This is a genomic window from Yokenella regensburgei, assembly GCF_051486985.1.
Lineage (GTDB): Bacteria > Pseudomonadota > Gammaproteobacteria > Enterobacterales > Enterobacteriaceae > CBFFRJ01.
In genome coordinates, this window is the sequence record NZ_JAHVDV010000003.1 from 203,690 (window position 1) to 227,933 (window position 24,244).

Sequence of the window (24,244 nt, forward strand, 5' to 3'; positions counted from 1 at the left end):
TTACCCTGCCGCCGTCAACGGGTATCTTACGCCGCTGCCAACAGGAGAATGCCATGAATGCCCAGAAGCCGGGGTTACACCCACGTAACCGCCACCACAGCCGCTATGACCTCGACACGCTTTGCGAGAAAACACCCTCATTGCGTGAATTTATTACCACCAGTCCGGCGGGGGAGGCCACAGTAAACTTTGCCGACCCGCAGGCGGTCAAAACGCTAAATAAGGCGCTACTGGCACATTTTTATGGCGTTAACGAGTGGGACATCCCGGCGGGCTTTTTGTGCCCACCTGTACCAGGTCGTGCGGATTATATACACCATCTGGCAGATCTGCTGGCAGAGAACAATGAAGGCAAGGTGCCTGCTCAGGCCACTATTCTGGACGTCGGCACCGGCGCGAACTGCATCTATCCCCTGATAGGCGTTCATGAATATGGCTGGCGTTTTACCGGCAGTGAAGTGAGCCAGGAAGCGTTGACCAGTGCGCTTGCCATCGTTAACGCTAACTCAGGGCTGACCCGTGCCATTCGTCTGCGTCGTCAGAAAGATCCCGCGCTGATTTTGCCGGGCATTATCCATAAAAATGAGTGCTTCGACGCCACTCTCTGTAACCCTCCATTTCATAACAGCGCCGAAGCCGCTGCTGAAGGGGGGGAGCGTAAGCGCCGTAATCTGGGGCTGGCAAAAGACAGCGAAGCCAACTTTGGCGGTCAGCAGCAGGAATTGTGGTGTGAAGGTGGGGAAGTGGCCTTCATCAGTAAAATGATTGATGAAAGTAAACAGTTTGCGCGGCAGGTGATGTGGTTCAGCTCGCTGGTTTCCCGTGGCGATAACCTTCCGCTGCTCTATCGCGCGTTGACGCAGGCGGGGGCGGTTAAGGTTGTGAAAAAAGAGATGGCGCAAGGCCAGAAGCAAAGCCGGTTTATCGCCTGGACCTTTATGGACGACGCCCAGCGTAAACGCTGGGCGCAGACCCGTTTTAAAGGGTAGGTGGGGCGGGGGGCTGTGGCATAAGGGCCTGCGGCTGGCTGCCCGGCGACGGCAGCACCTGATAGGTCTGCACTGGCGGGCGCACGTCCGCCAGGTCAAAGTGCTTTTTCACCATACTGTCGAGCGCAAAACGCACCGTCCACTGCTTGAGTGGCAATGTGGTGAAGGTGACACGGATGGTAAAGGCGGTGTTAGTCAGCCCCACGATGCCCACAAAAGACGGCTCGCCGATGATGAGCCCCCGAATATCCTGCATCTCCATCAGCTCCGCGACGGCATCCGCCAGCGCTTTCTTCGCTTTGTCCGCATCCTCATGACGATCCACATCGTAGTTGGCCACCACCGACCCGATTCCCCGCACAAAGTTGGCGAAGGTGGTTATCGATGACCAGGGAATGATGTGATAGGCCCCGGTATCCTGACGCACCCCCACTGACCGAATCGACATACGTTCAACAGTCCCGGTTAGCGGGCCAATAGTGACCAGATCCCCCGTATTCATGCCGTTTTCGAACTGAATAAATATCCCTGTAATGATGTCCTTTACCAGCGTCTGGGAACCAAAGGAGATGGCCAGGCCCAGAGCGCCAGCACCAGCCAGCAATGGGGCAATGTTAACGCCAATTTCCGACAGAACAATCATGATGGTAATGGTACTGATAACCACCGCCAGCGCATTACGAAACAGCGTCAGGAGCGTGCGGGTTCGTGCGCTGGGAAGCGAGCGACCATGAATGTCCAGCGCCAGACGGTTCTCAATGATGCTTGCCAGCAGCGTCCAGCCTACTGCCGAGAAGAACAGAATGAGGGCAATGCGGATAAGGATATCCACCGCTTTTTCCCCGGCGCCATAAGTCAGCCAGTACCAGAAATCAAACAGCCCCCAGGCGTTGAGCAACAACAGCACCGTGGCGCACACTACCAGGATACGCGCAACTTTCAGCGAGGATGAGAGCCAGCCGTTGAGGCGCTTCTGGAGCTCCGGATAGTTGCGCTGGGTTTCCGGTGAGAGGGTGATGGTTTTATTTATCCAGCGGGAAAGCATGCCGGAAAGAAAGGCGGCAATACTCAGAATCGCGAGGCTGCTCACTGAGGCGCCCATCATAAATTTCAGGCTGTTACCCGGATCGAACAGGGAGAAGAAGAACAACACAATGAAATAGGCGCTGGCCAGCCAGTGCCACACCAGCGCGAAGGCGCGGATAAACAGGCTGAAAAAAGCTAACGACCGATCGGCAAGTGTGTGCAGGTTTTTTTGAATCACCTTTTTATTGTGGAAGATAAGATAGAGCGCCCAGATGGTTATGCACAGCATGATAATGACGTTAGCCAGTGCACCCACCTGCACGTTGACCTGATTTGAGATGATGGGTACAGCCACCAGCAGGCCATAGCCAATCAGGCTGCTTAATGCGCTCAGGCGTAAATGCCAGTAGCGCGCGGTTTCATCGGCAATGCGAAAAGGGCGCAGATCGGGGATGCGGGGGCAAAAGACCAGTCTGAGAATCGCTTTAAAAAATTCAATCAGCGCGAAAGCGTTGAGAAACAGGCTTTGCTGAAACGCGATAGTACGATTACCGTTATTGAGATTCGTACTGAGGAGCTGTCCGACAAACAGCGTCAGGGCCAGCAGCATCATATCAATGATAAACGCCCCGATAATCATCGACGGCAGCTGGAGCCAGTTGCTTCGTTCGCGGTTTTTATGTCGGCCCCACTGACCCATTTTTCGGTACAACGGCATCACGCTAAAGCGCACCAGAAACCAGAAGGCGAAGACCAGGGCTGCCAGCAGTAAAAAGTAAGTCGCCGCATTGTAAAAGGTGTGTGGATTAAAGGCTTTATGGGGAGAACCGGTGATATTGCGATAGAGCTGGGCAAAGCGCTCAGAAAAGGCGTCGCCATAGTATCCGCTGACTTCGGTAATCTTCTCCAGCACAGTTTTTTCTTCGGTTATCGCCGGTGGCGTAATAAGCGGAACGGGGTCCTGCGGGGGCGTGGTGGCGACCTTACGCAGTTGATCGATCAGTTCCTTTCGGGATTGCTCATTATCAAGTACGTCGGCAAGGGCAGCATAGGCCGCTTTTTTCTGTTCGACGTCCGGTTCTTGTGTGCTGGTCGTGGGGGTTGAAGGGGCTGCGCCCGTGGTCACCCCCGGTATAGCAACCGCCTGAACTGATGAGCAGAACAAGCTGGCGAGCAACAACAGGATCCACGGCACGGCATTCTCCGATGAAAAAAAGTAGCAAAATGATAAGTATAGATGGCAAGCGGAGGAAAGGAGATTTTGGGAACATTCTGGCGTAAAAAAGCCGGGCGAACCCGGCTGGTCATGTCATGCGCCAGAATCAGGAGACGTGTTGCAGGAACTCCTGCAGACGTGGACTCGGCGGATTTTCAATCAGGGTCTGCGGATTACCATCTTCAGCAATGCGACCTTTATCGATAAAGATCAGGCGGGAAGCTACTTTCTCAGCAAAACCGATTTCATGGGTCACGATAACCATCGTCATTCCCTCTTCGGCCAGATCCTGCATGACTTTCAGGACTTCATGGCGCAGTTCCGGGTCAAGCGCAGAGGTCGGCTCATCGAACAGCATCATTTTCGGTTTTACTGCCAGTGCACGGGCAATGGCCACACGCTGCTGTTGACCGCCGGAAAGTTCAGACGGGTAGTGATGCGCGCGCTCTGCCAGGCCAACTTTTGCCAGCAGCGATTTCGCCAGCGTTTCGGCATCCGCTTTTTTCGTGCCGCGCACGCGCAGCGGACCAAACATCACGTTTTCCAGCGCGGTCAGATGCGGAAAGAGATAGAACTGCTGGAACACCATGCCCGCTTCCTGGCGGATCAGGCGGTCGTCAACCTTCGGATCATTGACCTTCAAACCATCGACAATCAGTTCGCCGCTGGTTATCTCTTCAAGTTTGTTGATACAGCGCAGCAGGGTGGATTTACCGGAGCCGGAGGGACCGATAATCACGACGACTTCGCCCTGAGTGATGTTCAGGTCGATATTGTGCAGCACCTGAGTTTGCCCAAAGTGCTTGGATACGTTCTTAAATTCAATCACAGGATTTTCATCCTTCTTTCAAGGCGGCGCAGAACAAAGCTCAGAACCAGCGTAATAATCAAATAAACAACGGCAACGGCGCTCCAGATTTCCAGGGCGCGGAAGTTACCGGCGATGATCTCCTGGCCCTGGCGGGTCAGCTCGGCCACGCCAATAACGATAAATAGCGAGGTGTCTTTAATACTGATGATCCACTGATTCCCCAGCGGCGGCAGCATACGACGCAGCGCCAGCGGCAGAATAACGTGACGAATGGTCTCACCGCGGGACAACCCCAGCGCCAGACCGGCCTCACGAAAACCTTTGTGGATGGAGAGTACAGCACCGCGGGTGATTTCCGCGATGTAGGCGCCTGAGTTGATCATGATCGTGACCACCGCAGCGCTGAAAGGGTCGATACGCAGATCGTTGAATGCCATCGGCAGGGCGAAGTAAATAAACATCACCTGCACAACGATAGGGGTACCGCGAATAACTTCAATAAAAACAAGCGCAATATGGTTGGCAATCCAACCGCCAAAGGTGCGTGCGAAACCTGCCGCTAAACCAATAATCAGGCCGCCAATTAAGCCAAGGACCGAGATCCAAAGCGTCATTTTTGCACCTTCAATCAGAAGCGGAATGGCGGGCCAGATGGCACTCCAGTCAAACTGCATGATGAATTCCTGTAAACCGTGGTGGAGATATACAAATACCCATAGTACCGGAACGTCGGCCTACGGGTTATAAATCTGCTTTTGTATGCCCGGTAAACATCAGATTACCGGGCAAAAAAACAGCGAAAAAATAGTTTTATTTAGGTTCGGTACCGAACCATTTTTTATAGATTTCGTTATAAGTACCGTTGTCGCGTAAGGTTTTCAGTGCGCCATTCACTTTAGTACGCAGGTCATCGCTGCCTTTCGGGAAAGCAATCCCGTACTGCTGAGCTTCAAGAGAGTCACCCACAGCTTTGAACTGACCCTTACCGGCGGTCTTAATGAAATAGAGGATGTTTGGCGTATCATGCAGAACCGCATCAGCACGGTTGGTGCCAAGCTCCATATACGCATTATCGATATTCGGGAACTGACGCAGGTCTTTGGTTTTAATGTTGGCCTTCGCATAATCTACGGAGCCAGTACCGCTTTTGACCGCAACCACTTTACCATCAAGATCTTTTACGCTTTTTACGTCGTTGTTACTGCTTTTCACCATCACCAGCAGGCCGCTTTTGTAGTAGCCGTCAGAGAAATCGATCGCTTTTTTGCGTTCGTCAGTAATGGTGATACCGGCCAGCGCCAGGTCAACGTTCTTGGTCTGCAGTGCCGGGATGATGCCGCTGAAGTCCATTGGTTTCAGCTCATAATCAAGCTTCAGTTCTTTTGCAACGGCGGCCCACAAATCGACGTCAAAACCGACGTACTTGTCACCTTGTTTGAATTCGAAAGGAACGAATGCGGTGTCAGTCGCAACAACTAATTTTTCTGCGGCCTGGGAAGATACAGCGAAAGCAAGAGCGAGTGTAGCCAGGGAAAGTTTGAATACAGACTTCATAGTTTTTCCTTTTATATCCACGGGGCAATCCCCTGCGAGAACGTACGCAGTATGAAAAAATCGTGCCAGGTTTACAACCCGTTGTTTTGTAAAGAGGCGGGATTCTCAACGTGCACGATGGCGCGCGCATTACCGGCGTTTTGCACCAAATTGGGGCTTTATTATGGTGCGTGCGCAATGCATGCACAGATTACTAGCAATTTAGCGCGGAAATTCGCCAGTAAACAATCTTTTCATAACAATTTTGTGAAGTGATGATAACAAGATGGGCGTGATTAGCGGGACAGATAATTTTTTTTGCACTTTTATGGTGCAGGGGAATAAAAAACCCCTTTGCGCGGGCGCAAAGGGGTCAGAATCACAGCTTATGGATTACTCGATGTTAGATTCGATAAACCACAGGAACTGATCGAGGTCGCGTGAGGCAGCGGTGAAGATATCGGCAGTATCTTCATCTTTCGCTTCGCCGATAGCTTTACGCACATCATTAGCGACGACTGCGTAACGGTCAGCCAGCTCTTTCAGGTGATCCTGTACGCTGTGAATATCCAGCGGGTAGCTCTTCAGCGCGGTTTTGCTGTTGATGACCTGAGTGGTCCCGAGCGCAACACCACCTAACTGTACGGCACGCTCTGCCATGGTATCCAGATGATTCACCAGGGCGGTGCGGAAACCATCAAGCATTTCGTGAACGGCGATAAAATTCGCCCCGCGCATGTTCCAGTGCGCCTGTTTAGTGATCAGGGAGAGATCAATGAACTGGACCACCTGGCGATTCAGCACCTCAATGGTTGCCTTCTTCTCGCTGTCCGGTACATCGTTGCGGGTATAAAGCAGATTAGACGCTTTCGTTTTAACCAGTTTAGCGGTACTCATAATCTCATATCCTCTTGATGTTTGTGTCCCAGGTAATGACTGGAACTAAGTATAGCACCAGATTTCAGAGTGATAATTTGGATATGCCTATCGGTTTGATAGCATCGGTTAAAATTTAACGCATTTGTGGCTGAATAATAATTATTATCACGGCTGAGGCCGTTTAATAATTATCGACAAAACGAAAGCGCCTGTAACGATATATAAATCTTACGGCTAAAGGCACAAATAATAGAGGGGAAATGAGAGTGGTAAAGTGCATGGTTATTCAGTCTGAGCTCAACAACCATGCGCAAGAATAATAATTATCCGATCTCTACTTTCTTTATTTCGCTCTCTTTGCGGATGGTAAGCGTCGAACCGATGGAGGCGATAACAATACACATAAGTGCCATAATTTGCTGAAAATTAAGCGTTTCGCCTAAGAAAACCATGCCGGACATTGCCGCCAGCGCAGGTTCCATACTCATTAGTGTCCCGAAGGTGCGGGTTGGAATCCGGGTCAGAGCGATCATTTCCAGTGAATAGGGCAGGGCGGTTGATAATATGGCAACGGCAATACCCAGCGGGAGCACTGACCAGTGCCATAATAACTCTCCAGCCTGGATAATTCCTAAAGGAACAAAAACAATGGCCGCTATTAATGAACCAAGGGCGACAGTCGCAGGCCCGTGATCTTCTCCTGCTTTCTGTCCGCTAATAATATATACCGCCCAGCAGGCCCCCGCGCTTAATGCAAATGCGGCCCCGGTGAGATCCACATGGGCGACATCGTCACCTAATGGTAATAAATACCATAGCCCCACAACGGCCAGGATAACCCATAAAAAATCAATGGCCCGGCGGGAGCCAAAAAGGGCCACTGATAGCGGGCCGACGAACTCCAGTGCTACCGCTATGCCTAACGGAACGGTTTGAATGGAAAGATAGAAGAGATAATTCATCGCCCCCAGCGACAGACCGTAAAAAAGCAGGGGCAGCCGCTGTTCACGGGTGAATCGTAAGCGCCAGGGCTTGAATATTACGATCAAAATCAGAGTACCCAGTGCAATGCGCAGCGCCGTTACACCGGGTGCGCCAACCAGCGGAAACAGTGATTTTGCCAGTGACGCGCCCCCCTGAATGGAACACATCGCCACCAGCAGCACGATTACAGGCAGCCATACCGGCATTTTACGAGACGTACCAGGCATCCTTTCTCCCGTCAATTTTTGTCAAAAGAAGTAAAAGAACGAGTCTACTTTAAATAGACCCGGCTGGTTGAGGGTTTGTTGAAAATCCGTCGCGCAAACCAGGTAGAATAGGGCGCATCTGCTGGTTAATTAAGCTATTCGATTAGGATTAATCTGGATGAATATGCCATGGTGGAACCTTCATAATGGCAGGTAGTATGGCAAAACGGCTGTTTAATGAAAGAGTTAGTCAACAGAGGAAATGTTCTGTTACAGGAAAAGCGTCATTAGACATCGTTAATGCCAAAGAGTTTCTTAACATTTTTTGATATATTTAAAACTTAGGATTTACTTGAAGCACATTTGAGGTGGTTATGAAAAAAATTGCATGTCTTTCAGCACTGGCCGCTGTTCTGGCCGTTTCCGTAGGTACTGCTTCCGCTGCAACTTCTACCGTTACCGGTGGTTATGCTCAGAGCGACGCGCAGGGCGTACAAAACAAAATGAACGGTTTCAACCTGAAATACCGTTATGAAGATGATAGCAGCCCGCTGGGTGTGATTGGTTCTTTCACTTACACTGAGAAAGATCGTTTCGAAGACGGCACTTACAATAAAGGTCAGTACTACGGTGTTACCGCAGGCCCGGCATTCCGTCTGAACGACTGGGCAAGCATCTACGGTGTTGTAGGTGTTGGCTACGGTAAATTCCAGCAGTCTGAAGACCAGCTCAAAACTGCAAGCAACAGCGACTACGGTTTCTCCTACGGCGCAGGTATGCAGTTCAACCCAATGGAAAACGTTGCCCTGGACTTCTCCTACGAGCAGTCTCGTATTCGTAACGTTGATGTTGGCACCTGGATCGCAGGCGTCGGCTACCGTTTCTAAGACGGTAACGATAAAAAATCCGCCTACGGGCGGATTTTTTTTATCTGCAATAAACGCACATCTTAGCGATTACGCGGTTCGAAAATATCCGTCGCAAGCTGGCTGTAGTCAATTTTCTGTAACTTAAAATTGGTAACGTAGACTGGCCCGGCTTTTTTCTCAGACATAAACGGGTACGAATTTTTTATCTCTTTCGCGCTAATACCTGTCCACTGCGAGAAGAAGCTCAGGAAATCGTTAGCCGAACGCCGCGCGTTAATCACCCGATGCGTTTTATCATCGCTCGAAATCACCATGAAAGGCACCTGGAAGTTCTGCTGGAACTTGTCGTCATGTGCCAGATATTGCACCTCTTTTCCCCGCTCTCTGAAGGTCAATCCATGATCGGAAAAATAGGTGATGGAGAAGCTCTCTCCGCTGCTATTTAACTGCGAATAAAGTTTGCCAAGCAGCTCATCCGTTGCGGTGATGGAATAGAGATAGCACGAGGTCTCCTTCGACTGCACGAACTCGTTATATTTATCCCCTGAACGTTCACAGGTTGAGGGGTGCGACCCCATCAGGTGCAGAACAATCAGCTGCGGCTGGGTACGGTGAGTTGAGAGCACCTGCGATGTCATTTTAAGTAAATCTTCGTCGCGGGTATTTTTATCAGCTTCAAAATCGCCCTTTTTCAGGAACTGCACTTCGTCGGCGCGCTTCGCGATACTGGCAATGGCGGTATCATACTCGCCGATCTGCCCCTGGTTTGAAAACCACCAGGTCTGAAAACCGGCACGGTTCGCCAGGGTGACGAAATTGTTCTGGTATTCCGGCTTGCCGTTTACAACGCGGTTCAGGGTCAATCCCAACGATTTTTGCGTTGACCCACTTGCGGAAATGTAATCCATAAAGAAGGTGCCGTTAGCCTGACTGGCAAAAGGGGAGTTATTCCAGTGCCCACCAAACGCCCCGACGGCATCGCGGCGTACGCTTTCACCAATGACAACCACATAGGTATGGTATCGGGTTTTTACCGCCGTCACGTTCCAGGAGTCTTTCATGTTGGCAAGCTGGGCCATGCTGGCCTGCTCATCAATCACGCCCTGATTGTTGACCACCACGTCGCGGACGAAGCGCAGCACCGGAATCCCGGTATCGCGAAGATGCACGTCATACCCGCGGAAATAATTTTGCACCGGCCCCACAAAATAGCAGCCAACGCAGAAGAGGGCTGCAAGGGTATCCCATTTGGTCCAGGCGGGCTTAGGTTCCGCTTTGCGGCGAAATGACACCACGCCAAGCGCGAAAATGAGTAAGCCGATAGCGTAGTGATACCAGGGAAAAATCTTCAGGATTTCCGTCGACTCTTCCATATTGGTGGAGTGCAATGCCAGCAGGGTATTAAAGTTCGGCGCGCCATAGGCCTGACCAAACGGATAATATGAGGCCGCAACCAGTGAAAAAATCCCGATGAGCACTTTTTGCGTACGCGGCGCATGGCGCCACATAACCCACATAAAGGCGGTAAGCACCACAGCATAAAGCACGCTGAATTCATAACCGAGCGCGTGATTTATCAGAATGGATTGTAAAAAGTAGAAGCCCGTCCACGGGCTTAACGCCTGTCCACGGGAGACAAGAGGTTCTTTAATTATCAGGCTCATAGTCACTATCACGAAAACGCCATGTGAACACCCTGGCGTAAGGGTCAATACCTGCCGGACAGTGCGTGGAGAGGGGAGTGGTCCACTTCTGCGAGCCGCAAGTTGTGCAGGGCTGCGCAAAGATAAATTGAGCGGCGGAGAAGGTCAACACCCGCTAAGGGATTGTTTTGGGAGGAACGCTGCAAATTGCAAAAATAAGGGAGACTGAGGGTCGGTCAGGCCAAATATAACGAGGGATTATGACAAAAAAATGAAGCGGCGTACCGCGACGCCGCCTTAATGAGAAGATTTTTCGTCTGATTTTGGTTTGCCGCTGATGATGTCACACAACATGTTAAGCAGCAGCAAACGTACTTTAAAGGGGGAGTGACTGAACACGTTCATGCACCTCTTGAATTCATTCATGATGACCTCCTGACGTTCACGTTCAGCGCGGTTTGACCTTGTCGCAGTGAACGTTATACATACAGATATAGCACAGGCTATATTGTATAGCTACGGCTAATACGTTAATTTTTTGTGCTGCTTCACGATTGGTTTACAATGAGCCCTCTCTTTTATGGCGCGAATGTCGCGTTACACCCCAGAGGAAGCACAATGAACCGTCGCGCAGGTAAGCAAACTATAAAAAAAGTGACGCTGGTGAATGTTGAAGAGCATGTCGAAGGGTTTCGTCAGGTACGTGAAGCGCACCGGCGTGAACTGATTGATGATTATGTCGAACTAATTTCTGATTTAATTCATGAAGTAGGGGAAGCCCGTCAGGTGGATATGGCGGCACGTCTTGGGGTTTCACAGCCCACTGTCGCAAAAATGTTAAAGCGTCTGGCAACGGTAGGGCTGATTGAACAGATCCCCTGGCGCGGCGTTTTTCTGACCCCCGAAGGCGAAAAACTGGCGCAGGCCAGCCGCGAGCGTCATCAGATAGTGGAAAGTTTCTTGCTGGTGCTGGGCGTTAGCCCGGAGATCGCACGCCGCGATGCGGAAGGTATGGAGCACCATGTCAGTGAAGAGACGCTGGAGCGCTTTCGCCTCTTTACCCAACAACGCGGGCTACCCACCGAATGAACCTGCCGCTTTTCCACGCGCTAAAGCGGGATCGCTTCTTACAACTTTTACTCCTTTTGGGAACAGGTCTGTGCGTTGTGGTTCCCTTTGCGCCTGGTACCTGGCCTGCCGCCATTGACTGGCACACCATTATTACGCTGAGCGGGCTGATGCTTCTTACCAAAGGCGTGGAGCTAAGCGGCTATTTTGATCTCCTGGGGCGCAGAATGGTGCGCCGCTTTCGTACCGAACGGCAGCTGGCTATGTTTATGGTGCTGGCGGCCGCGTTGTTATCTACCTTCCTTACCAACGACGTGGCACTGTTTATTGTGGTGCCCCTGACCATTACCCTTAAAAGGCTCTGCGAGATCCCGGTCAACCGACTGATCATTTTCGAAGCACTGGCCGTTAATGCCGGTTCACTGCTGACTCCTGTAGGAAACCCGCAAAATATCCTGTTATGGGGGCGCTCCGGCAGTTCGTTTCTGGCGTTTATCGGGCAAATGGCCCCTCTGGCGCTGGCCATGATGATATCGCTTCTTATCTTTTGCTGGTTCTGTTTTCCCAAAAACGCGCTTCGCTATCATAGCGGGACCACCACGCCCGACTGGCAACCACGACTGGTCTGGGCTTGCCTGGGCTTTTATATCGTCTTCATTACCGCGCTGGAGCTGAAGCTTGAGCTATGGGGGCTGGCAGCGGTGGCGATCGGGTTTCTTCTCTTTGCGCGCCGGGTAGTGGTGAGCGTGGACTGGACGCTATTACTGGTCTTCATGGCGATGTTTATTGATGTGCATTTGCTCACTCAACTGCCGGTTTTGCATGACCTGCTCAGTGCGACACGTGAGCTTTCTGCGCCCGGTTTGTGGTTTACGGCCATCGGACTATCGCAATTTATCAGCAACGTGCCGGCGACTATCCTGCTCCTTAATTATGTCCAGCCGGATACGCTGCTTGCCTGGGCGGTAAACGTGGGGGGCTTTGGCCTATTGCCTGGCTCTCTGGCTAACCTGATCGCCCTGCGCATGGCTAACGACCGCCGTATCTGGTGGCGTTTTCACCTTTACTCCCTGCCAATGCTGCTCTGGGCAGCGCTCATCGGCTACGGGTTATTTCTTCTCAGATAGTGCTGATTTGTCAGTTTATCCTGGCAAATGTATAGCGAGCTTCTAACTTTAGTAAACGGCGTAACTATGACGCCGTTCACTGACAGGATTGTTGCGAGCTATGGCAGACACTACAACTTCGCCTGACAACGGGCAGGAAAAAGAAGAGAAAACCCCGCGCAAACGCCCCGGTAAAAAGCCACTGATTATATTGGGGGTAGTGGTGGTCGTGATGGTTATTGTTGCACTGGTCTGGTGGATGATGACCCGCAATCAGAAGACCACCGATGACGCCTTTACCGATGGCGATGCCGTAACCATTGCGCCAAAAGTCGCAGGCTATGTTACCGAGCTGCGGGTGAAAGATAACCAGCAGGTGAAGAAGGGTGACCTGCTGCTGGTGATTGACCCGCGTGATGCGGCGGCCCAGCGCGATCAGGCGCAGGCTCAACTGGGCCTTGCCGAGGCGCAGCTTCATCAGGCCGAGGCACAGCTTGCGCTTTCCAAAGTGCAATATCCCGCCCAACGCGATGAAGCACGCGCGCAGGTGCTGAAAGCGCAGGCTGATTTAGCCAATGCTCAGGCGGCTTATAAACGCCAGCGGGGCGTTGATCCCCGTGCTACCACACAACAGAACATCGACAGCGCCAATGCGCAGTTGCGTAGCGCCCAGGCCCAGCTCGCCAGCGCGCAGGCCCAACTTGAGGTGGCCGATCAGGTACAGCTTCAGATCCGCCAGCAGGAGACCAACGTTGAGGCCCGGCAGCGGCAGGTCGATCAGGCCAAAGCCCAGCTTGAAACCGCAAAGCTCAATCTTTCCTGGACCGAAGTTCGCGCACCTTTTGATGGTTATGTCACTAAACGCAACGTGCAGACCGGCACCCTGGTGCAGGCAGGCACCGCGCTCTTTTCCCTGGTCTCGCCACACATCTGGGTGACAGCGAACTTTAAAGAGTCGCAGCTTGAACGTATGCGCCCTGGCAATAAAGTCACCGTGAAGGTTGATGCATGGCCAGACATGGAGCTCGAAGGACATATTGACAGTATTCAGCAGGGCAGTGGTTCGAAGTTTTCCGCCTTCCCGTCGGAAAACGCCACCGGCAATTTCGTGAAGATTGTGCAGCGTGTGCCGGTGAAAATCGTTATCGATAAAGGTCTGGACACCAGCCGCCCCCTGCCGCTTGGCTTATCAGTTGAACCTAAGGTCACGCTGGAATGACCGATACCCATCATGAAAACTGGCGCCCGGCCAGTAATCCCTGGACGGTGGCATGGGTCGTGACGCTGGCGGTGTTTATGGAAATTCTCGACACCACCATCGTCAACGTTGCCCTGCCGCATGTCGCCGGTTCGCTGTCAGCAAGCTATGACGAATCGACATGGGTACTGACCAGCTACCTGGTCGCCAACGGGATTGTGCTGCCCATCTCTGCGTTTCTGAGCCGGGTATTTGGCCGCAAGCAGTTCTTTCTGATCTGTATTGTCATGTTTACCGTCTGCTCATTCTTATGCGGTATTGCCACCGAACTCTGGCAAATCATTCTGTTCCGCATTTTGCAGGGCTTTTTTGGCGGTGGGTTACAGCCCACGCAACAGTCAGTGCTGCTGGACTACTTTAAGCCAGAGGACAGGGGCAAAGCCTTTGGTCTCTCATCAATTGCTATCATTGTCGCGCCGGTGCTGGGGCCCACCCTTGGCGGCTGGATAACCGATAATTATTCGTGGCGCTGGGTCTTCTTTATAAACATCCCGGTTGGGATCGTCACGGTGTTAGCTATCTACCAGTTGCTGGAAGATCCGCCCTGGGAGCGAAAATCAGAAGAGAAGCTCTCCATTGACTGGGCGGGGATCAGCCTGATTGCACTGGGGCTGGGCTGCCTGCAGGTGATGCTCGATCGCGGGGAAGATGAGGACTGGTTTGCCTCCGACTTCACCCGTACCTTTGCGGTTCTGACGATGATTGGCATCATTGGTGCCATTTACTGGCTACTGTATGCCAAAAAGCCGGTGGTGGATCTGCGCTGTATGGCAGATAAAAACTTTGCCGTGTCCAGTCTGCTGATGGCGGGGATGGCCATGATCCTGTACGGCAGTTCGGTGGTTATTCCCCAACTCGCGCAGCAGGACCTGGGCTATACCGCCACCTGGTCCGGGCTGGTGCTCTCGCCGGGGGCGGTGCTTATTGTGCTGACGATCCCGCTGGTGCTTAAACTGATGCCCGTCGTGCAGACACGCTGGATAATCGCCTTTGGCTTTTTCTGCCTCGGGGCCTCCTTCTGGTGGTCGCGCACGCTCACGCCTGACATCGACTTTGAAACTCTGGTGCTGTTTCGTAGCGCGCAGTCGATAGGGCTCGGGTTCCTGTTTGTGCCGCTCACGACTATTGCCTTTATTACCATTCCACGGCAGCTCAACGCCGATGCGGCGGCGCTGTTTACCATGTTCCGTAACGTGGCGGGGTCGATAGGTATTTCGCTCTCTACGGCCGCCATTACCGAGCGCTCGCAGGCACACAGCGCGCATCTGTCAACCCATGCGTCGCCCCTGAATGAGCAGTTCCAGCTTGCGCTTCGCGAGTCGGCTGAAGCGATACGCAATTTCACCGCCATCACCGGCGATGCGATGAGTGCCGCAACCGGCCAGATGTACAAAATCATGATTGCGCAGTCGCGTTTTCTCGCCTATATCGACGTGTTTACGTTGCTCGCGGTGGTGGCGTTTTTACTGATTCCATTTTGTTTACTGCTTTCGCCCATCAAGAGCGAAGGCAGCGCAGGAGCACATTAATATGTCCAGGCGTGGTCTCTCTTTGATGATGTTGTCGCTCTTACTGGCAGGATGCGCGGTGGGGCCGGATTACCAGCAACCGAAGCCGCAAACCCCGGCACGCTGGAACGATCCGGGTGATAAAAGTGTGGCGTCGCAAACCGCCCCGCAGGCCGTCAACCCGCGCTGGTGGACAACCTTTAACTCCCCACAGCTGAACAGTCTGATTGACAGGGCTGTTGCCGGGAATCTGTCGCTCCAGCAGACGGTGCTACGTATCGCCGGGGCACGTGAACAGATTAATCAGGCAGGCGGCGCCTTTTTGCCAGCGGTCAATGGCAACCTGCAGGCGACCCGACAACAGCTTGGCCTGGAAGGGGAGCTGAAATCCCATGACGTCTATGGACAGCTCGATAACGTCGACCCGGAAATTTCCGGCGCGTTAGGGGCATTAACTCAGCCGGTCAATCTCTACCAGGGCAGCTTTGATGCCCAGTGGGAGCTCGACCTGTGGGGCAAAGTGCGCCGCCAGGTTGAGGCAAGCGAAGCGCAACAGCAGCAGGCCATTGAGCAGCGCAACGATGCCCTGGTCTCCCTGCAGGCGGAGGTGGCACGCGCCTGGCTGCAACTGCGTGGCGCGCAAAGTATCATCAAAACCCTGCAAACCCAGATTGATACCGCACAACAAACGTTTGAGTTGACGGAAAACCGCCAGCGCGGCGGATTGTCACCGCAATTAGATGTGGAAAATGCCCGTGCGCAGGTGGGCAATCTTGAAGCGCAGTTGCCGCAGTATCAGGCTCAGGAGCGCCAGGCAATGAACGCCCTGGCGGTGCTGCTGGGTAAACCGCCCGGTGCGCTCGACGGCGAATTGCGCGGTTCGCGGCCGCTGCCCGTTCTGCCAAAAATTGTGCAGACCGGTATTCCCTCCACGCTGGCGCGCCGCCGCCCGGATGTGCGGGAAGCCGAAGCGACCCTGCACGCGGCAACGGCACAGATAGGCGTCTCGGTAGCGCAGCTATTCCCGAGCCTCACGCTCAGCGGACAGTTTGGCCTGCGTAACAGCGAAACCGACTGGCTGACCGACTGGAGCAGCCACTTCTACAGTTTCGGCCCGCAAATCTCAATTCCGATTTTCCAGGGCGGACGGCTGGTCTCCAGCGTGAAGCTGGCCCGTGCTCAACAGGGCGCTGCGGTGCTTAACTACCGTCAGACGGTACTGGAAGCGCTGGGGGATGTGGAAAATGCCCTGGTCAGCTACCGCAGCGATCAGCAGCGGGAAGCGGGGCTTGATAAAACCATTGAAGCGCTGCAAAACGCCTTCAGTCTAGCCAGCGACAGCTATCGACAGGGGATCGCGACCTTTATTGATGTGCTGGATGCCCAGCGCCAACTGGCACAGGCTGAACAGCAGCGCGCCCAGGCACGGGTGCAAAGCAGCCTTGATCTGGTGGCCTTGTACAAAGCGCTGGGAGGCGGCTGGGAACCTTACCAGAACGTGCGACTGCCAGAGTATGACGTTTTCGGTGATGCGCCGCGCGGATAAGTTTCAGAGGTTCAGGCAAGAAACAGGCAGAAACCTCACATTCCGGCGCGCCGCGTTTTGCGTATAACTGTTTGCGTCAACCCACAATGAGAGGAGACGCGCCATGCGTTATCAAAAACTCGGCAATACCGGTCTGTTTGTATCTGAATTATGCCTTGGCACCATGACCTTTGGTGGTGAAAGCGGGATGTGGAGCAAAATCGGCCAGTTAGGCCAGTCGCAGGCAGACCAACTGGTGGGCAGCGCGCTGGATGAAGGCATTAATTTTATCGATACCGCGAACGTCTATTCTGAGGGCCGCTCGGAAGAGATAACAGGTCAGGCGCTGAAAAACCTGAAAATCCCCCGCGAGAACGTGGTGGTGGCGACCAAAGTGTTCGGTGAAACCGGGACGGCGGGGGTGAACTCGCGCGGCAGCTCGCGTTACCACATCATCGGCAGCGTGAAAGAGAGCCTGAAACGCCTGCAGCTCGATCATATCGATCTCTACCAGTTGCACGGTTTTGATCCGGCAACCCCAATGGAGGAGATGCTCTACGCGCTGGATAACCTCGTGCAGCACGGCCACGTGCGCTATATCGGCGTCTCCAACTGGGCAGCCTGGCAAATCACCAAAGCGCTGGGGATATCTGAGCGTCTTGGGCTGGCGCGTTTTGCCTCGCTGCAGGCTTATTACACCATCGCCGGACGTGACCTTGAGCGCGAACTGATGCCGATGATGCAGAGCGAAAACGTCGGTCTGATGGTCTGGAGCCCGCTGGCTGGTGGCCTGCTGAGCGGTAAATATGATCGCGACGGGCAGGGCGAAGCGGGCAGCCGCCGTCTCGAATTTGATTTCCCACCGGTGAATAAAGATCGCGCATTTGACTGCGTGGACGTGATGCGGGTCATTGCACAAGCCAAAGGGGTATCTGTGGCACAAATAGCGCTGGCCTGGTTGCTCCATCAGCCCGTCGTGAGCAGCGTGATCATTGGCGCGAAACGCCAGGAGCAGCTGATGGACAATATTGCGGCAACGCATATCCGCCTCACGGAAGAGGAGTTGCGCCAGCTTGATGCGGTGAGTGCCTTACCCCGTGAATACCCCGGCTGGATGCTGGAGCGTCAGGGCGAATACCGTCGCAATCAGTTAGCAAGCTAGTTCTCTTCTTTGCCTCACCCCGGTGATGCCTTTGGGCCACCGGGGTTTTCTTTTTTCTGCGTTTTGCCCCGTCCTGTTTTCTCCACCTTGCTCACAAAAAACGATCGTCGTCGTGGCCTGACTTTTCATATTTGTCTATATGACTAGTCATGAAATAGATATGACTTTACATGTGACCACGGAGATAACGAGATGACAAAAACACTACCGCCGGGCTTTTTATGGGGCAATTCGGTCTCCAGTATGCAGACCGAAGGGGCATGGAATGAGGGCGGAAAGGGGCCTTCAGTGTACGACATCCGCGAAGCCAGCGAGTTTGCCTCAGACTGGAAGGTTGCCACCGACTCTTACCACCGTTACACGGAAGATTTCGACTGCATGCAGGATCTGGGCATGAACTGCTACCGGTTCCAGATTTCATGGAGCCGCGTCTGCCCGAACGGTGACGGCGACTTTAATGAAGAAGGGATCGCGTTCTACGATCGTTTTATTGACGATCTGATTGCCCGTGGCATTGCGCCGATGATCTGCCTCTACCATTTCGATATGCCGCTGGCGCTTGCGGAAAAATATAACGGTTTTACCGATCGCCGCGTGCTGGATGCGTTTGTGCGTTACGGGCAAAAGATGATCGACTGCTTCGGCGACAAGGTGACCTGGTGGCTGACCTTTAACGAGCAGAACATCTACCACATGCCGGAAGCGTTCAAAGTCGGGGGCTATCTTAAGGGGGAGAAAACGCTGCGCGAGCTCTATCAGATTCAGCATCATGTGATGATGGCGCATGTGCAACTCACCCATTACCTGCACCAGACAAAACCGAAGGCGCTGATGGGCGGGATGCTCGCACATCAGTTGGTCTACCCGGCGACCTGCAAACCGCGTGATGTGTTCTGCGCCCAGCAGTATGACGAATTCCTCAATCAGAACCTGCTGCGCGTCTTTGCCGGCCAGGGCTACAGCCCGGCGGTGATGGCGGTGGTAGAACGCGAAGGTTTTAGCGATATCTATCGGGCTGAAGATTTAACGCTCATCAGCCAGGTGAAAAGTGATTATATGGCCTTCAGCTACTACGCCAGCAAGACGCTGGACAGCGACGCCATCTCCCCCGATGCGCCGGTCAATTATTATCTGCAACAGGGCGACGTGCCTAACCCGCATCTGAAGGCGACGGAGTGGGGCTGGCAGATCGATCCGCTCGGTTTTCGCGCCATCATCACCCGTTACTACAACGACTGGCGGCTGCCGGTGTTCCCGATTGAGAACGGTATCGGGGTGATTGAAAGCTGGGATGGTGTCAACCCGATTCAGGATGATTACCGCGTGGCCTATCACCGCGATCACCTGCAGGCCATGAAAGACGCCATCTTTGAAGACGGGGCGCAGGTGATTGGCTATCTCGGCTGGGGGCTTATCGATATTCTCAGCTCGCAGGGGGACATGCGTAAGCGCTACGGCGTGGTGTATGTAAACCGCGAAAACCACGATCTGAAAGACCTCAAGCGCATTCCAAAACAGAGCTACGCCTGGCTGAAACAGGTAATCCATACCAACGGTCGCGAGATGTAACGCGCCGCCGTAAGCCATTCACGGGAGACCATTATGTCTGACGCTAAACAGCCTGAAAATACGCCGTCCTTTGTCGACAGGTTTGTCGATTTTTCTGCACGCCTCGCAGGACAGGTGCACTTGCGATCGCTCAGAGATGCCTTCGCTGCCGTCATGCCGATATTTATTCTGGCCGGGCTTGCGGTGTTAGTAAATAACGTGGTCTTCCCGTGGATCCTGGAGGGTGAAACGCTGGCGCGTTTCAAAGTCTGGGGTGACGTCATTATCAATGGCACGCTCAATATCGCGGCCCTGCTGATTGCTCCCATGACCGCCTGGTCCCTGGCGCGCAATCGCAATTTCGATAACCCGGTGTCGGCGGTGGTCATTGCCTTATCGAGCTACATTATGATGATGCCAGTGACGCTTGAGGTCGTACCGGTTGGCGGCAACGCGGCGGTAACGGTAGGCCAGATGCTCTCGTTCGGCAACATAGGTTCGACCGGGATTTTCGCCGGGGTGATTATCGGCCTGCTCTCCACCGAGCTGTTTATTCGGATCGCGACGATTAAAAAGCTGAATATTTCCCTGGGGGAAAATGTGCCCCCGGCGGTCGGCCAGTCATTTTCGGCGCTGATCCCGACCATTATCACGCTGTCGACGTTCGCCATTGTGGCGGCGCTGCTGGCAAATGTGCTGCACACGGATTTGATTCATCTCATCACCACCTTGATTCAGCAACCGCTACGGCTCGTTAATACCAGTCTTCCGGGCACACTGTTTATTTATAGTTTTGGTAACTTCCTGTTTACGCTGGGTATCCATCAGTCAGTGGTCAACGGCGTGATTCTGGAACCTTTCCTCTTAATCAACACCAACGAGAATATGCTGGCCTTTGCTAACGGGCAGCCGATTCCGCATATCATCAACAATATCTTTGTGCCGACCTTCGGCATGATTGGCGGTACGGGCAGTACGCTCTCGTTGCTGATTGCTATCTTCATCTTCTCGAAGCAGAAAGCGGCCAATCAGGTGGCGCGGCTCTCTGTCTCCCCTGGGCTATTTAACATCAATGAACCAGTGATTTTTGGCCTGCCCATTGTCTTTAACCTGCCGCTGATGATCCCGTTTGTGCTGCTGCCGGCGATAGGTATTTACTTCGCCTGGCTGTGTACCACGCTCGGCTGGATGGCAAAATGTGTGGTGATGATCCCCTGGACCACGCCGCCTGTTCTGAGCGCATGGCTGGCCACGGCGGGGGACTGGAGGGCCGTGGTGGTGCAGTTGATAATCATCATCTTTGGTGTATTCTTCTACCTGCCTTTCCTCAAGATAGCCGAGAGAGTGGCCTTAAAAAACAACGGCATAACCGAATAATATGAAGGACAGGCAATGGCGGCGAAATACATACTTATCGCGCGGGAAATCAAACAGCGGATCCTCAGTCAGCGTTACAACGCCAGCGAACCGTTGCCTGACCAGTTTGCCCTTGCCGGGGAGTTTAATACCAGCCGGATGACTATTCAGCAGGCGATGCGCCAGTTGATTGTGGAGGGACTGGTCTATACCCGCCAGGGGCAGGGCACCTTTATTCGTAAAAACTTTCTGCAGCTCTCCCGTTGGGATTTACCAGGCAGTGATTACTATGGCGCGACCAAAACCTGGGAGCACGTCGGGCAGGTCACCAGTAAAATCATCCGCTTTGAGCTGCGCTTCCCGACGGAAAAAGAGCAGGCGTCGCTGCTGGTAGGGCCGGATGACCCGGTCTATGACTTTATCCGTCTGCGTCTGCTTGAGGGCGAACCCATGTCGCTGGAGTTTACCCTGATGCCGGTAAATCTGGTGCCGGGGCTTAATCGCTCCCATCTTGAGAGTTCTGTTTTCAGCTATGTGCAGGATGCCCTGGCGCTGAAAATCATGGGCTCATACCGCATAGTGCGCGCGCTCAAACCGGGTGAAGAGGACAGGCAGTATCTCAATTGCGATGAGACTGACCCGGTGCTGGAAGTGGAGCAGGTCATTTATCTGGAAGATGGCACGCCCCTGGAGTATGCACACTGCCATTACCGCTACGATCACGGTGGGGTGATTGTGGTGAATAACGGATAAAAAAAAGCGGGTCTGAGACCCGCTTTTTTATGGATAAGCTACAGCTTAGTTCAGACGGACCGGCATACCGGAACGGTTCTGAATCGCCTGTTCAACAATGTTCTGATCAACATCCGCCTGGCTGGTCACGCTCTGCACGCTTTTGGTCAGCGTGATAGGCACGATTTCGCCTTCGTTGAACTGCTCTTCGGTCGTCGACAGCGGGTTATGCACTTCAACATAACGTGAACCATCTGGCTCAGTGGTCGCTTTTACCGGCTCATCAATAAACTGAACGCGTGTGCCGACCGGCACATTTTCGAACAGGAATTTGATGTCGTCGTTACGCAGACGCACACAACCGTGGCTTACGCGCAGACCGATACCGAAGTTCGCATTGGTGCCGTGAATAGCATACAGACGACCAATGTAAAGCGCGTACAGGCCCATCGGGTTATCCGGGCCCGCCGGCACTACCGCAGGCAGCGGCTCACCCGCAGCAATATACTCGGCATGCATTTTCGCGGTCGGCGTCCAGGTCGGGCCCGCTTTTTTGCGCTCAACTTTGGTTGTCCAGTTGATCGGGGTGTCTTTACCTAACTGACCAATACCGATTGGCAGTACGATCACGGTATTGGTGCCTTTCGGATAGTAGTAGAGGCGCATTTCGGCGCTGTTGATGACAATACCTTCGTGCACGGTATCCGGCAGAATCAGCTGCTGCGGGACGTTCATGACGGTGCCGCCTTTCGGCAGGAAGGCATCAATGCCCGGGTTGGCTTCCGTCATATTGGACAGGCCCATCTGGTACTCCGCGGCAAAGTACTCCAGCGGTTGGGTGTTGCCCTCAGGAATAGTTACGACCTGGTTCTGACCAACCAGACGGCTACCATCGGTTGGCAGCGGGTAAGTAACAGCAGACGCGGTATTGCAAAAGCCTACGACGGCAAACGCCGCCGCTAAAAGCGTTTTTAATTTCATGTTCATGTTGTGCGAGATTCGTGCCACAGGCCGTTGGGTTAATAATGCTTTCTATAGATGGGAGCGCATTATATGTGCATTCCCTCGCCCAGGGAATTCAGATGTGTACGAAATCACATTTTTTTCCCGTTGCTTTCATTTTAGCCGTGCGTTTCGAAGCAGGAATCTAATTCGGAATTGTGGCATAATACGGCGTTTGTCACACATTTCAGGATACTTCCGTGTTAGTAACCAGCAACGTCACCATGCAGTTCGGCAGCAAGCCGCTCTTTGAAAATATTTCCGTCAAATTTGGCGGCGGCAACCGTTACGGCCTGATCGGCGCTAACGGGAGCGGTAAATCCACCTTTATGAAAATCCTTGGCAGCGACCTGGAACCTACGCTTGGGAACGTCTCACTCGATCCTAATGAGCGCATCGGTAAGCTGCGTCAGGATCAGTTCGCCTTCGAAAATTTCACCGTACTTGATACCGTCATCATGGGTCATGGTGAATTATGGGAAGTGAAACAGGAGCGTGACCGCATCTATGGTCTGAGCGAAATGAGCGAGGAAGATGGCTACAAAGTGGCCGACCTCGAAACCCAGTATGGCGAAATGGACGGCTACTCCGCTGAAGCACGCGCGGGCGAGCTGCTGTTAGGCGTGGGGATCCCTGTCGAACAGCACTACGGTCTGATGAGCGAAGTCGCGCCAGGCTGGAAACTGCGTGTGCTGTTAGCCCAGGCCCTGTTCTCTAACCCGGACATTCTGCTGCTCGATGAACCTACCAACAACCTGGACATCGACACCATCCGCTGGCTGGAGCAGACGCTGAACGAACGCGACAGCACCATGATCATCATTTCGCACGACCGTCACTTCCTGAATATGGTCTGCACGCACATGGCCGATCTTGATTACGGCGAGCTGCGTGTGTATGCGGGTAACTATGATGAGTACATGACCGCGGCAACCCAGGCGCGTGAGCGTCTGCTGGCGGATAACGCCAAGAAAAAAGCGCAGATTGCAGACCTGCAATCCTTCGTGAGTCGCTTTAGTGCCAACGCCTCCAAATCTCGTCAGGCCACCTCCCGCGCCCGTCAGATTGATAAAATCAAACTGGATGAGGTGAAAGCCTCCAGCCGCCAGAACCCGTTCATTCGCTTCGAGCAGGATAAGAAACTGTTCCGTAATGCGCTGGAAGTGGAAGCCCTTACCAAAGGCTTCGATGACGGTCCGCTGTTTAAAAACGTTAACCTGCTGCTGGAAGTGGGCGAGAAGATTGCCATTATTGGTGCGAACGGCGTGGGTAAATCCACCATGCTGAAGACGCTGGTAAGCGACCTTGCGCCTGATAACGGTACGGTGAAATGGTCCGAAAATGCGCAAATCGGCTATTACGCGCAGGATCATGAATATGAGTTCGAAAACGACCTGACCGTGTTTGACTGGATGAGCCAGTGGAAACAGGAAGGGGATGATGAGCAGGCGGTGCGCAGCATTCTGGGGCGTTTACTTTTCAGCCAGGACGACATCAAAAAGCCGGCAAAAGTGTTGTCCGGTGGTGAAAAGGGTCGCATGCTGTTTGGCAAGCTGATGATGGAAAAACCGAATATCCTGATCATGGATGAACCGACCAACCACCTGGATATGGAATCCATTGAATCGCTGAACATGGCGCTGGAGATGTATCAGGGAACCCTGATTTTCGTCTCTCATGACCGTGAATTTGTCAGTTCGCTCGCTACCCGTGTAATCGAAATTACGCCAGAGAAAGTCATCGACTTCTCCGGTAATTATGAAGATTACCTGCGCAGCAAAGGCATCGAATAATTCGCACCACGTCATGCGCTTTTCCTGAAT

Annotated in this window: 21 protein-coding genes; 12 read left to right on the forward strand and 9 right to left on the reverse strand. The window is 53.3% G+C overall.

Annotated features, from left to right (window positions below):
* Positions 1-53: 53 nt before the first annotated feature.
* Positions 54-989: a 23S rRNA (adenine(1618)-N(6))-methyltransferase RlmF gene (gene rlmF / locus KXR87_RS04190; RefSeq protein WP_437430999.1), complete on the forward strand. Its 936-nt coding sequence runs from the start codon at positions 54-56 to the stop codon at positions 987-989.
* Here the strand turns inward: rlmF and ybiO are convergent.
* From ybiO to rhtA, 6 genes are all read right to left on the reverse strand, one after another.
* Positions 979-3,210 carry a mechanosensitive channel protein gene (ybiO, locus tag KXR87_RS04195; protein ID WP_437431000.1) on the reverse strand — a complete coding sequence of 744 codons (2,232 nt, stop codon included), beginning with the start codon at positions 3,208-3,210 and terminating at the stop codon, positions 979-981. The genes rlmF and ybiO overlap by 11 nt on opposite strands.
* 127 nt (positions 3,211-3,337) lie before the next feature.
* Positions 3,338-4,060, reverse strand: coding sequence for a glutamine ABC transporter ATP-binding protein GlnQ (glnQ, locus tag KXR87_RS04200; RefSeq protein WP_437431001.1), 723 nt, complete (start codon positions 4,058-4,060; stop codon positions 3,338-3,340).
* Positions 4,057-4,716 carry a glutamine ABC transporter permease GlnP gene (glnP, locus tag KXR87_RS04205; RefSeq protein ID WP_437431002.1) on the reverse strand — a complete coding sequence of 220 codons (660 nt, stop codon included), beginning with the start codon at positions 4,714-4,716 and terminating at the stop codon, positions 4,057-4,059. Before glnP ends, glnQ begins: the two co-directional genes overlap by 4 nt.
* 136 nt (positions 4,717-4,852) lie before the next feature.
* Complete coding sequence (glnH, locus tag KXR87_RS04210; protein WP_437431003.1) at positions 4,853-5,596, reverse strand: glutamine ABC transporter substrate-binding protein GlnH; 744 nt, start codon at positions 5,594-5,596, stop codon at positions 4,853-4,855.
* A 372-nt stretch (positions 5,597-5,968) separates the two neighbouring features.
* Positions 5,969-6,472 (reverse strand): DNA starvation/stationary phase protection protein Dps, encoded by a 504-nt coding sequence (gene dps / locus KXR87_RS04215; RefSeq protein ID WP_437431004.1) that lies wholly within the window; start codon positions 6,470-6,472, stop codon positions 5,969-5,971.
* A gap of 305 nt (positions 6,473-6,777) precedes the next feature.
* Positions 6,778-7,665, reverse strand: a complete 888-nt coding sequence (gene rhtA, locus KXR87_RS04220; protein WP_437431005.1) for a threonine/homoserine exporter RhtA — start codon at positions 7,663-7,665, stop codon at positions 6,778-6,780.
* A gap of 353 nt (positions 7,666-8,018) precedes the next feature.
* On the opposite strand from rhtA, the gene ompX reads away from it, so the two are divergent.
* The gene (gene ompX, locus KXR87_RS04225; protein ID WP_437431006.1) at positions 8,019-8,531 is read left to right on the forward strand and encodes an outer membrane protein OmpX; all 513 of its coding nucleotides are present in this window, start codon (positions 8,019-8,021) and stop codon (positions 8,529-8,531) included.
* 62 nt (positions 8,532-8,593) lie between these two features.
* Here the strand turns inward: ompX and KXR87_RS04230 are convergent, their stop codons facing one another.
* Positions 8,594-10,177, reverse strand: a complete 1,584-nt coding sequence (locus KXR87_RS04230) for a phosphoethanolamine transferase (protein ID WP_437431007.1) — start codon at positions 10,175-10,177, stop codon at positions 8,594-8,596.
* Positions 10,178-10,453: 276 nt separating this feature from the next.
* Entirely contained in the window at positions 10,454-10,582 is a 129-nt protein-coding gene (gene mntS / locus KXR87_RS04235) for a manganase accumulation protein MntS (RefSeq protein WP_437431008.1), read from the reverse strand.
* Between the two features lie 192 nt (positions 10,583-10,774).
* Here mntS and mntR point away from each other — a divergent pair, with 192 nt between their 5' ends.
* The 9 genes from mntR (at position 10,775) to KXR87_RS04280 (ending at position 21,440) form a co-directional block, all read left to right on the forward strand.
* The gene (gene mntR, locus KXR87_RS04240; RefSeq protein WP_437431009.1) at positions 10,775-11,245 is read left to right on the forward strand and encodes a manganese-binding transcriptional regulator MntR; all 471 of its coding nucleotides are present in this window, start codon (positions 10,775-10,777) and stop codon (positions 11,243-11,245) included.
* On the forward strand, positions 11,242-12,351 hold the full coding sequence (locus KXR87_RS04245) for an anion transporter (RefSeq protein WP_437431010.1): 1,110 nt from the start codon (positions 11,242-11,244) through the stop codon (positions 12,349-12,351). The genes mntR and KXR87_RS04245 overlap by 4 nt, the downstream gene beginning before the upstream one ends.
* Positions 12,352-12,451: 100 nt before the next feature.
* Positions 12,452-13,549 (forward strand): HlyD family secretion protein, encoded by a 1,098-nt coding sequence (locus KXR87_RS04250; protein WP_437431011.1) that lies wholly within the window; start codon positions 12,452-12,454, stop codon positions 13,547-13,549.
* A complete protein-coding gene (locus tag KXR87_RS04255) occupies positions 13,546-15,117 on the forward strand; it encodes a DHA2 family efflux MFS transporter permease subunit (protein ID WP_437431012.1) in 1,572 nt (523 codons plus the stop codon). The genes KXR87_RS04250 and KXR87_RS04255 overlap by 4 nt, the downstream gene beginning before the upstream one ends.
* Position 15,118: 1 nt before the next feature.
* Positions 15,119-16,642, forward strand: a complete 1,524-nt coding sequence (locus KXR87_RS04260) for an efflux transporter outer membrane subunit (RefSeq protein WP_437431013.1) — start codon at positions 15,119-15,121, stop codon at positions 16,640-16,642.
* A 103-nt stretch (positions 16,643-16,745) separates the two neighbouring features.
* The gene (locus tag KXR87_RS04265; protein ID WP_437431014.1) at positions 16,746-17,783 is read left to right on the forward strand and encodes an aldo/keto reductase; all 1,038 of its coding nucleotides are present in this window, start codon (positions 16,746-16,748) and stop codon (positions 17,781-17,783) included.
* Positions 17,784-17,975: 192 nt separating this feature from the next.
* Positions 17,976-19,352 carry a glycoside hydrolase family 1 protein gene (locus KXR87_RS04270; RefSeq protein ID WP_437431015.1) on the forward strand — a complete coding sequence of 459 codons (1,377 nt, stop codon included), beginning with the start codon at positions 17,976-17,978 and terminating at the stop codon, positions 19,350-19,352.
* A gap of 33 nt (positions 19,353-19,385) precedes the next feature.
* The gene (locus KXR87_RS04275) at positions 19,386-20,708 is read left to right on the forward strand and encodes a PTS sugar transporter subunit IIC (protein WP_437431016.1); all 1,323 of its coding nucleotides are present in this window, start codon (positions 19,386-19,388) and stop codon (positions 20,706-20,708) included.
* Between the two features lie 15 nt (positions 20,709-20,723).
* Complete coding sequence (locus KXR87_RS04280; protein ID WP_437431017.1) at positions 20,724-21,440, forward strand: GntR family transcriptional regulator; 717 nt, start codon at positions 20,724-20,726, stop codon at positions 21,438-21,440.
* A gap of 45 nt (positions 21,441-21,485) precedes the next feature.
* On the opposite strand, the gene ldtB is transcribed toward KXR87_RS04280, so the two are convergent.
* The gene (gene ldtB / locus KXR87_RS04285) at positions 21,486-22,406 is read right to left on the reverse strand and encodes a L,D-transpeptidase (RefSeq protein ID WP_437431018.1); all 921 of its coding nucleotides are present in this window, start codon (positions 22,404-22,406) and stop codon (positions 21,486-21,488) included.
* 215 nt (positions 22,407-22,621) lie between these two features.
* Here ldtB and KXR87_RS04290 point away from each other — a divergent pair, with 215 nt between their 5' ends.
* A complete protein-coding gene (locus KXR87_RS04290; protein WP_437431019.1) occupies positions 22,622-24,214 on the forward strand; it encodes an ABC-F family ATPase in 1,593 nt (530 codons plus the stop codon).
* The last annotated feature ends 30 nt before the right edge of the window (positions 24,215-24,244 follow it).

Excerpts from the sequence above, each read along its gene's own strand:
- rlmF (WP_437430999.1), top strand. The coding sequence starts at position 54 with ATGAATGCCCAGAAGCCGGGGTTACACCCACGTAACCGCCACCACAGC.
- glnP (WP_437431002.1), bottom strand. The coding sequence starts at position 4,716 with ATGCAGTTTGACTGGAGTGCCATCTGGCCCGCCATTCCGCTTCTGATT.
- glnH (WP_437431003.1), bottom strand. The coding sequence starts at position 5,596 with ATGAAGTCTGTATTCAAACTTTCCCTGGCTACACTCGCTCTTGCTTTC.
- dps (WP_437431004.1), bottom strand. The coding sequence starts at position 6,472 with ATGAGTACCGCTAAACTGGTTAAAACGAAAGCGTCTAATCTGCTTTAT.
- rhtA (WP_437431005.1), bottom strand. The coding sequence starts at position 7,665 with ATGCCTGGTACGTCTCGTAAAATGCCGGTATGGCTGCCTGTAATCGTG.
- ompX (WP_437431006.1), top strand. The coding sequence starts at position 8,019 with ATGAAAAAAATTGCATGTCTTTCAGCACTGGCCGCTGTTCTGGCCGTT.
- KXR87_RS04230 (WP_437431007.1), bottom strand. The coding sequence starts at position 10,177 with ATGAGCCTGATAATTAAAGAACCTCTTGTCTCCCGTGGACAGGCGTTA.
- mntS (WP_437431008.1), bottom strand. The coding sequence starts at position 10,582 with ATGAATGAATTCAAGAGGTGCATGAACGTGTTCAGTCACTCCCCCTTT.
- mntR (WP_437431009.1), top strand. The coding sequence starts at position 10,775 with ATGAACCGTCGCGCAGGTAAGCAAACTATAAAAAAAGTGACGCTGGTG.
- KXR87_RS04245 (WP_437431010.1), top strand. The coding sequence starts at position 11,242 with ATGAACCTGCCGCTTTTCCACGCGCTAAAGCGGGATCGCTTCTTACAA.
- KXR87_RS04250 (WP_437431011.1), top strand. The coding sequence starts at position 12,452 with ATGGCAGACACTACAACTTCGCCTGACAACGGGCAGGAAAAAGAAGAG.
- KXR87_RS04255 (WP_437431012.1), top strand. The coding sequence starts at position 13,546 with ATGACCGATACCCATCATGAAAACTGGCGCCCGGCCAGTAATCCCTGG.
- KXR87_RS04260 (WP_437431013.1), top strand. The coding sequence starts at position 15,119 with ATGTCCAGGCGTGGTCTCTCTTTGATGATGTTGTCGCTCTTACTGGCA.
- KXR87_RS04265 (WP_437431014.1), top strand. The coding sequence starts at position 16,746 with ATGCGTTATCAAAAACTCGGCAATACCGGTCTGTTTGTATCTGAATTA.
- KXR87_RS04270 (WP_437431015.1), top strand. The coding sequence starts at position 17,976 with ATGACAAAAACACTACCGCCGGGCTTTTTATGGGGCAATTCGGTCTCC.
- KXR87_RS04275 (WP_437431016.1), top strand. The coding sequence starts at position 19,386 with ATGTCTGACGCTAAACAGCCTGAAAATACGCCGTCCTTTGTCGACAGG.
- KXR87_RS04280 (WP_437431017.1), top strand. The coding sequence starts at position 20,724 with ATGGCGGCGAAATACATACTTATCGCGCGGGAAATCAAACAGCGGATC.
- ldtB (WP_437431018.1), bottom strand. The coding sequence starts at position 22,406 with ATGAACATGAAATTAAAAACGCTTTTAGCGGCGGCGTTTGCCGTCGTA.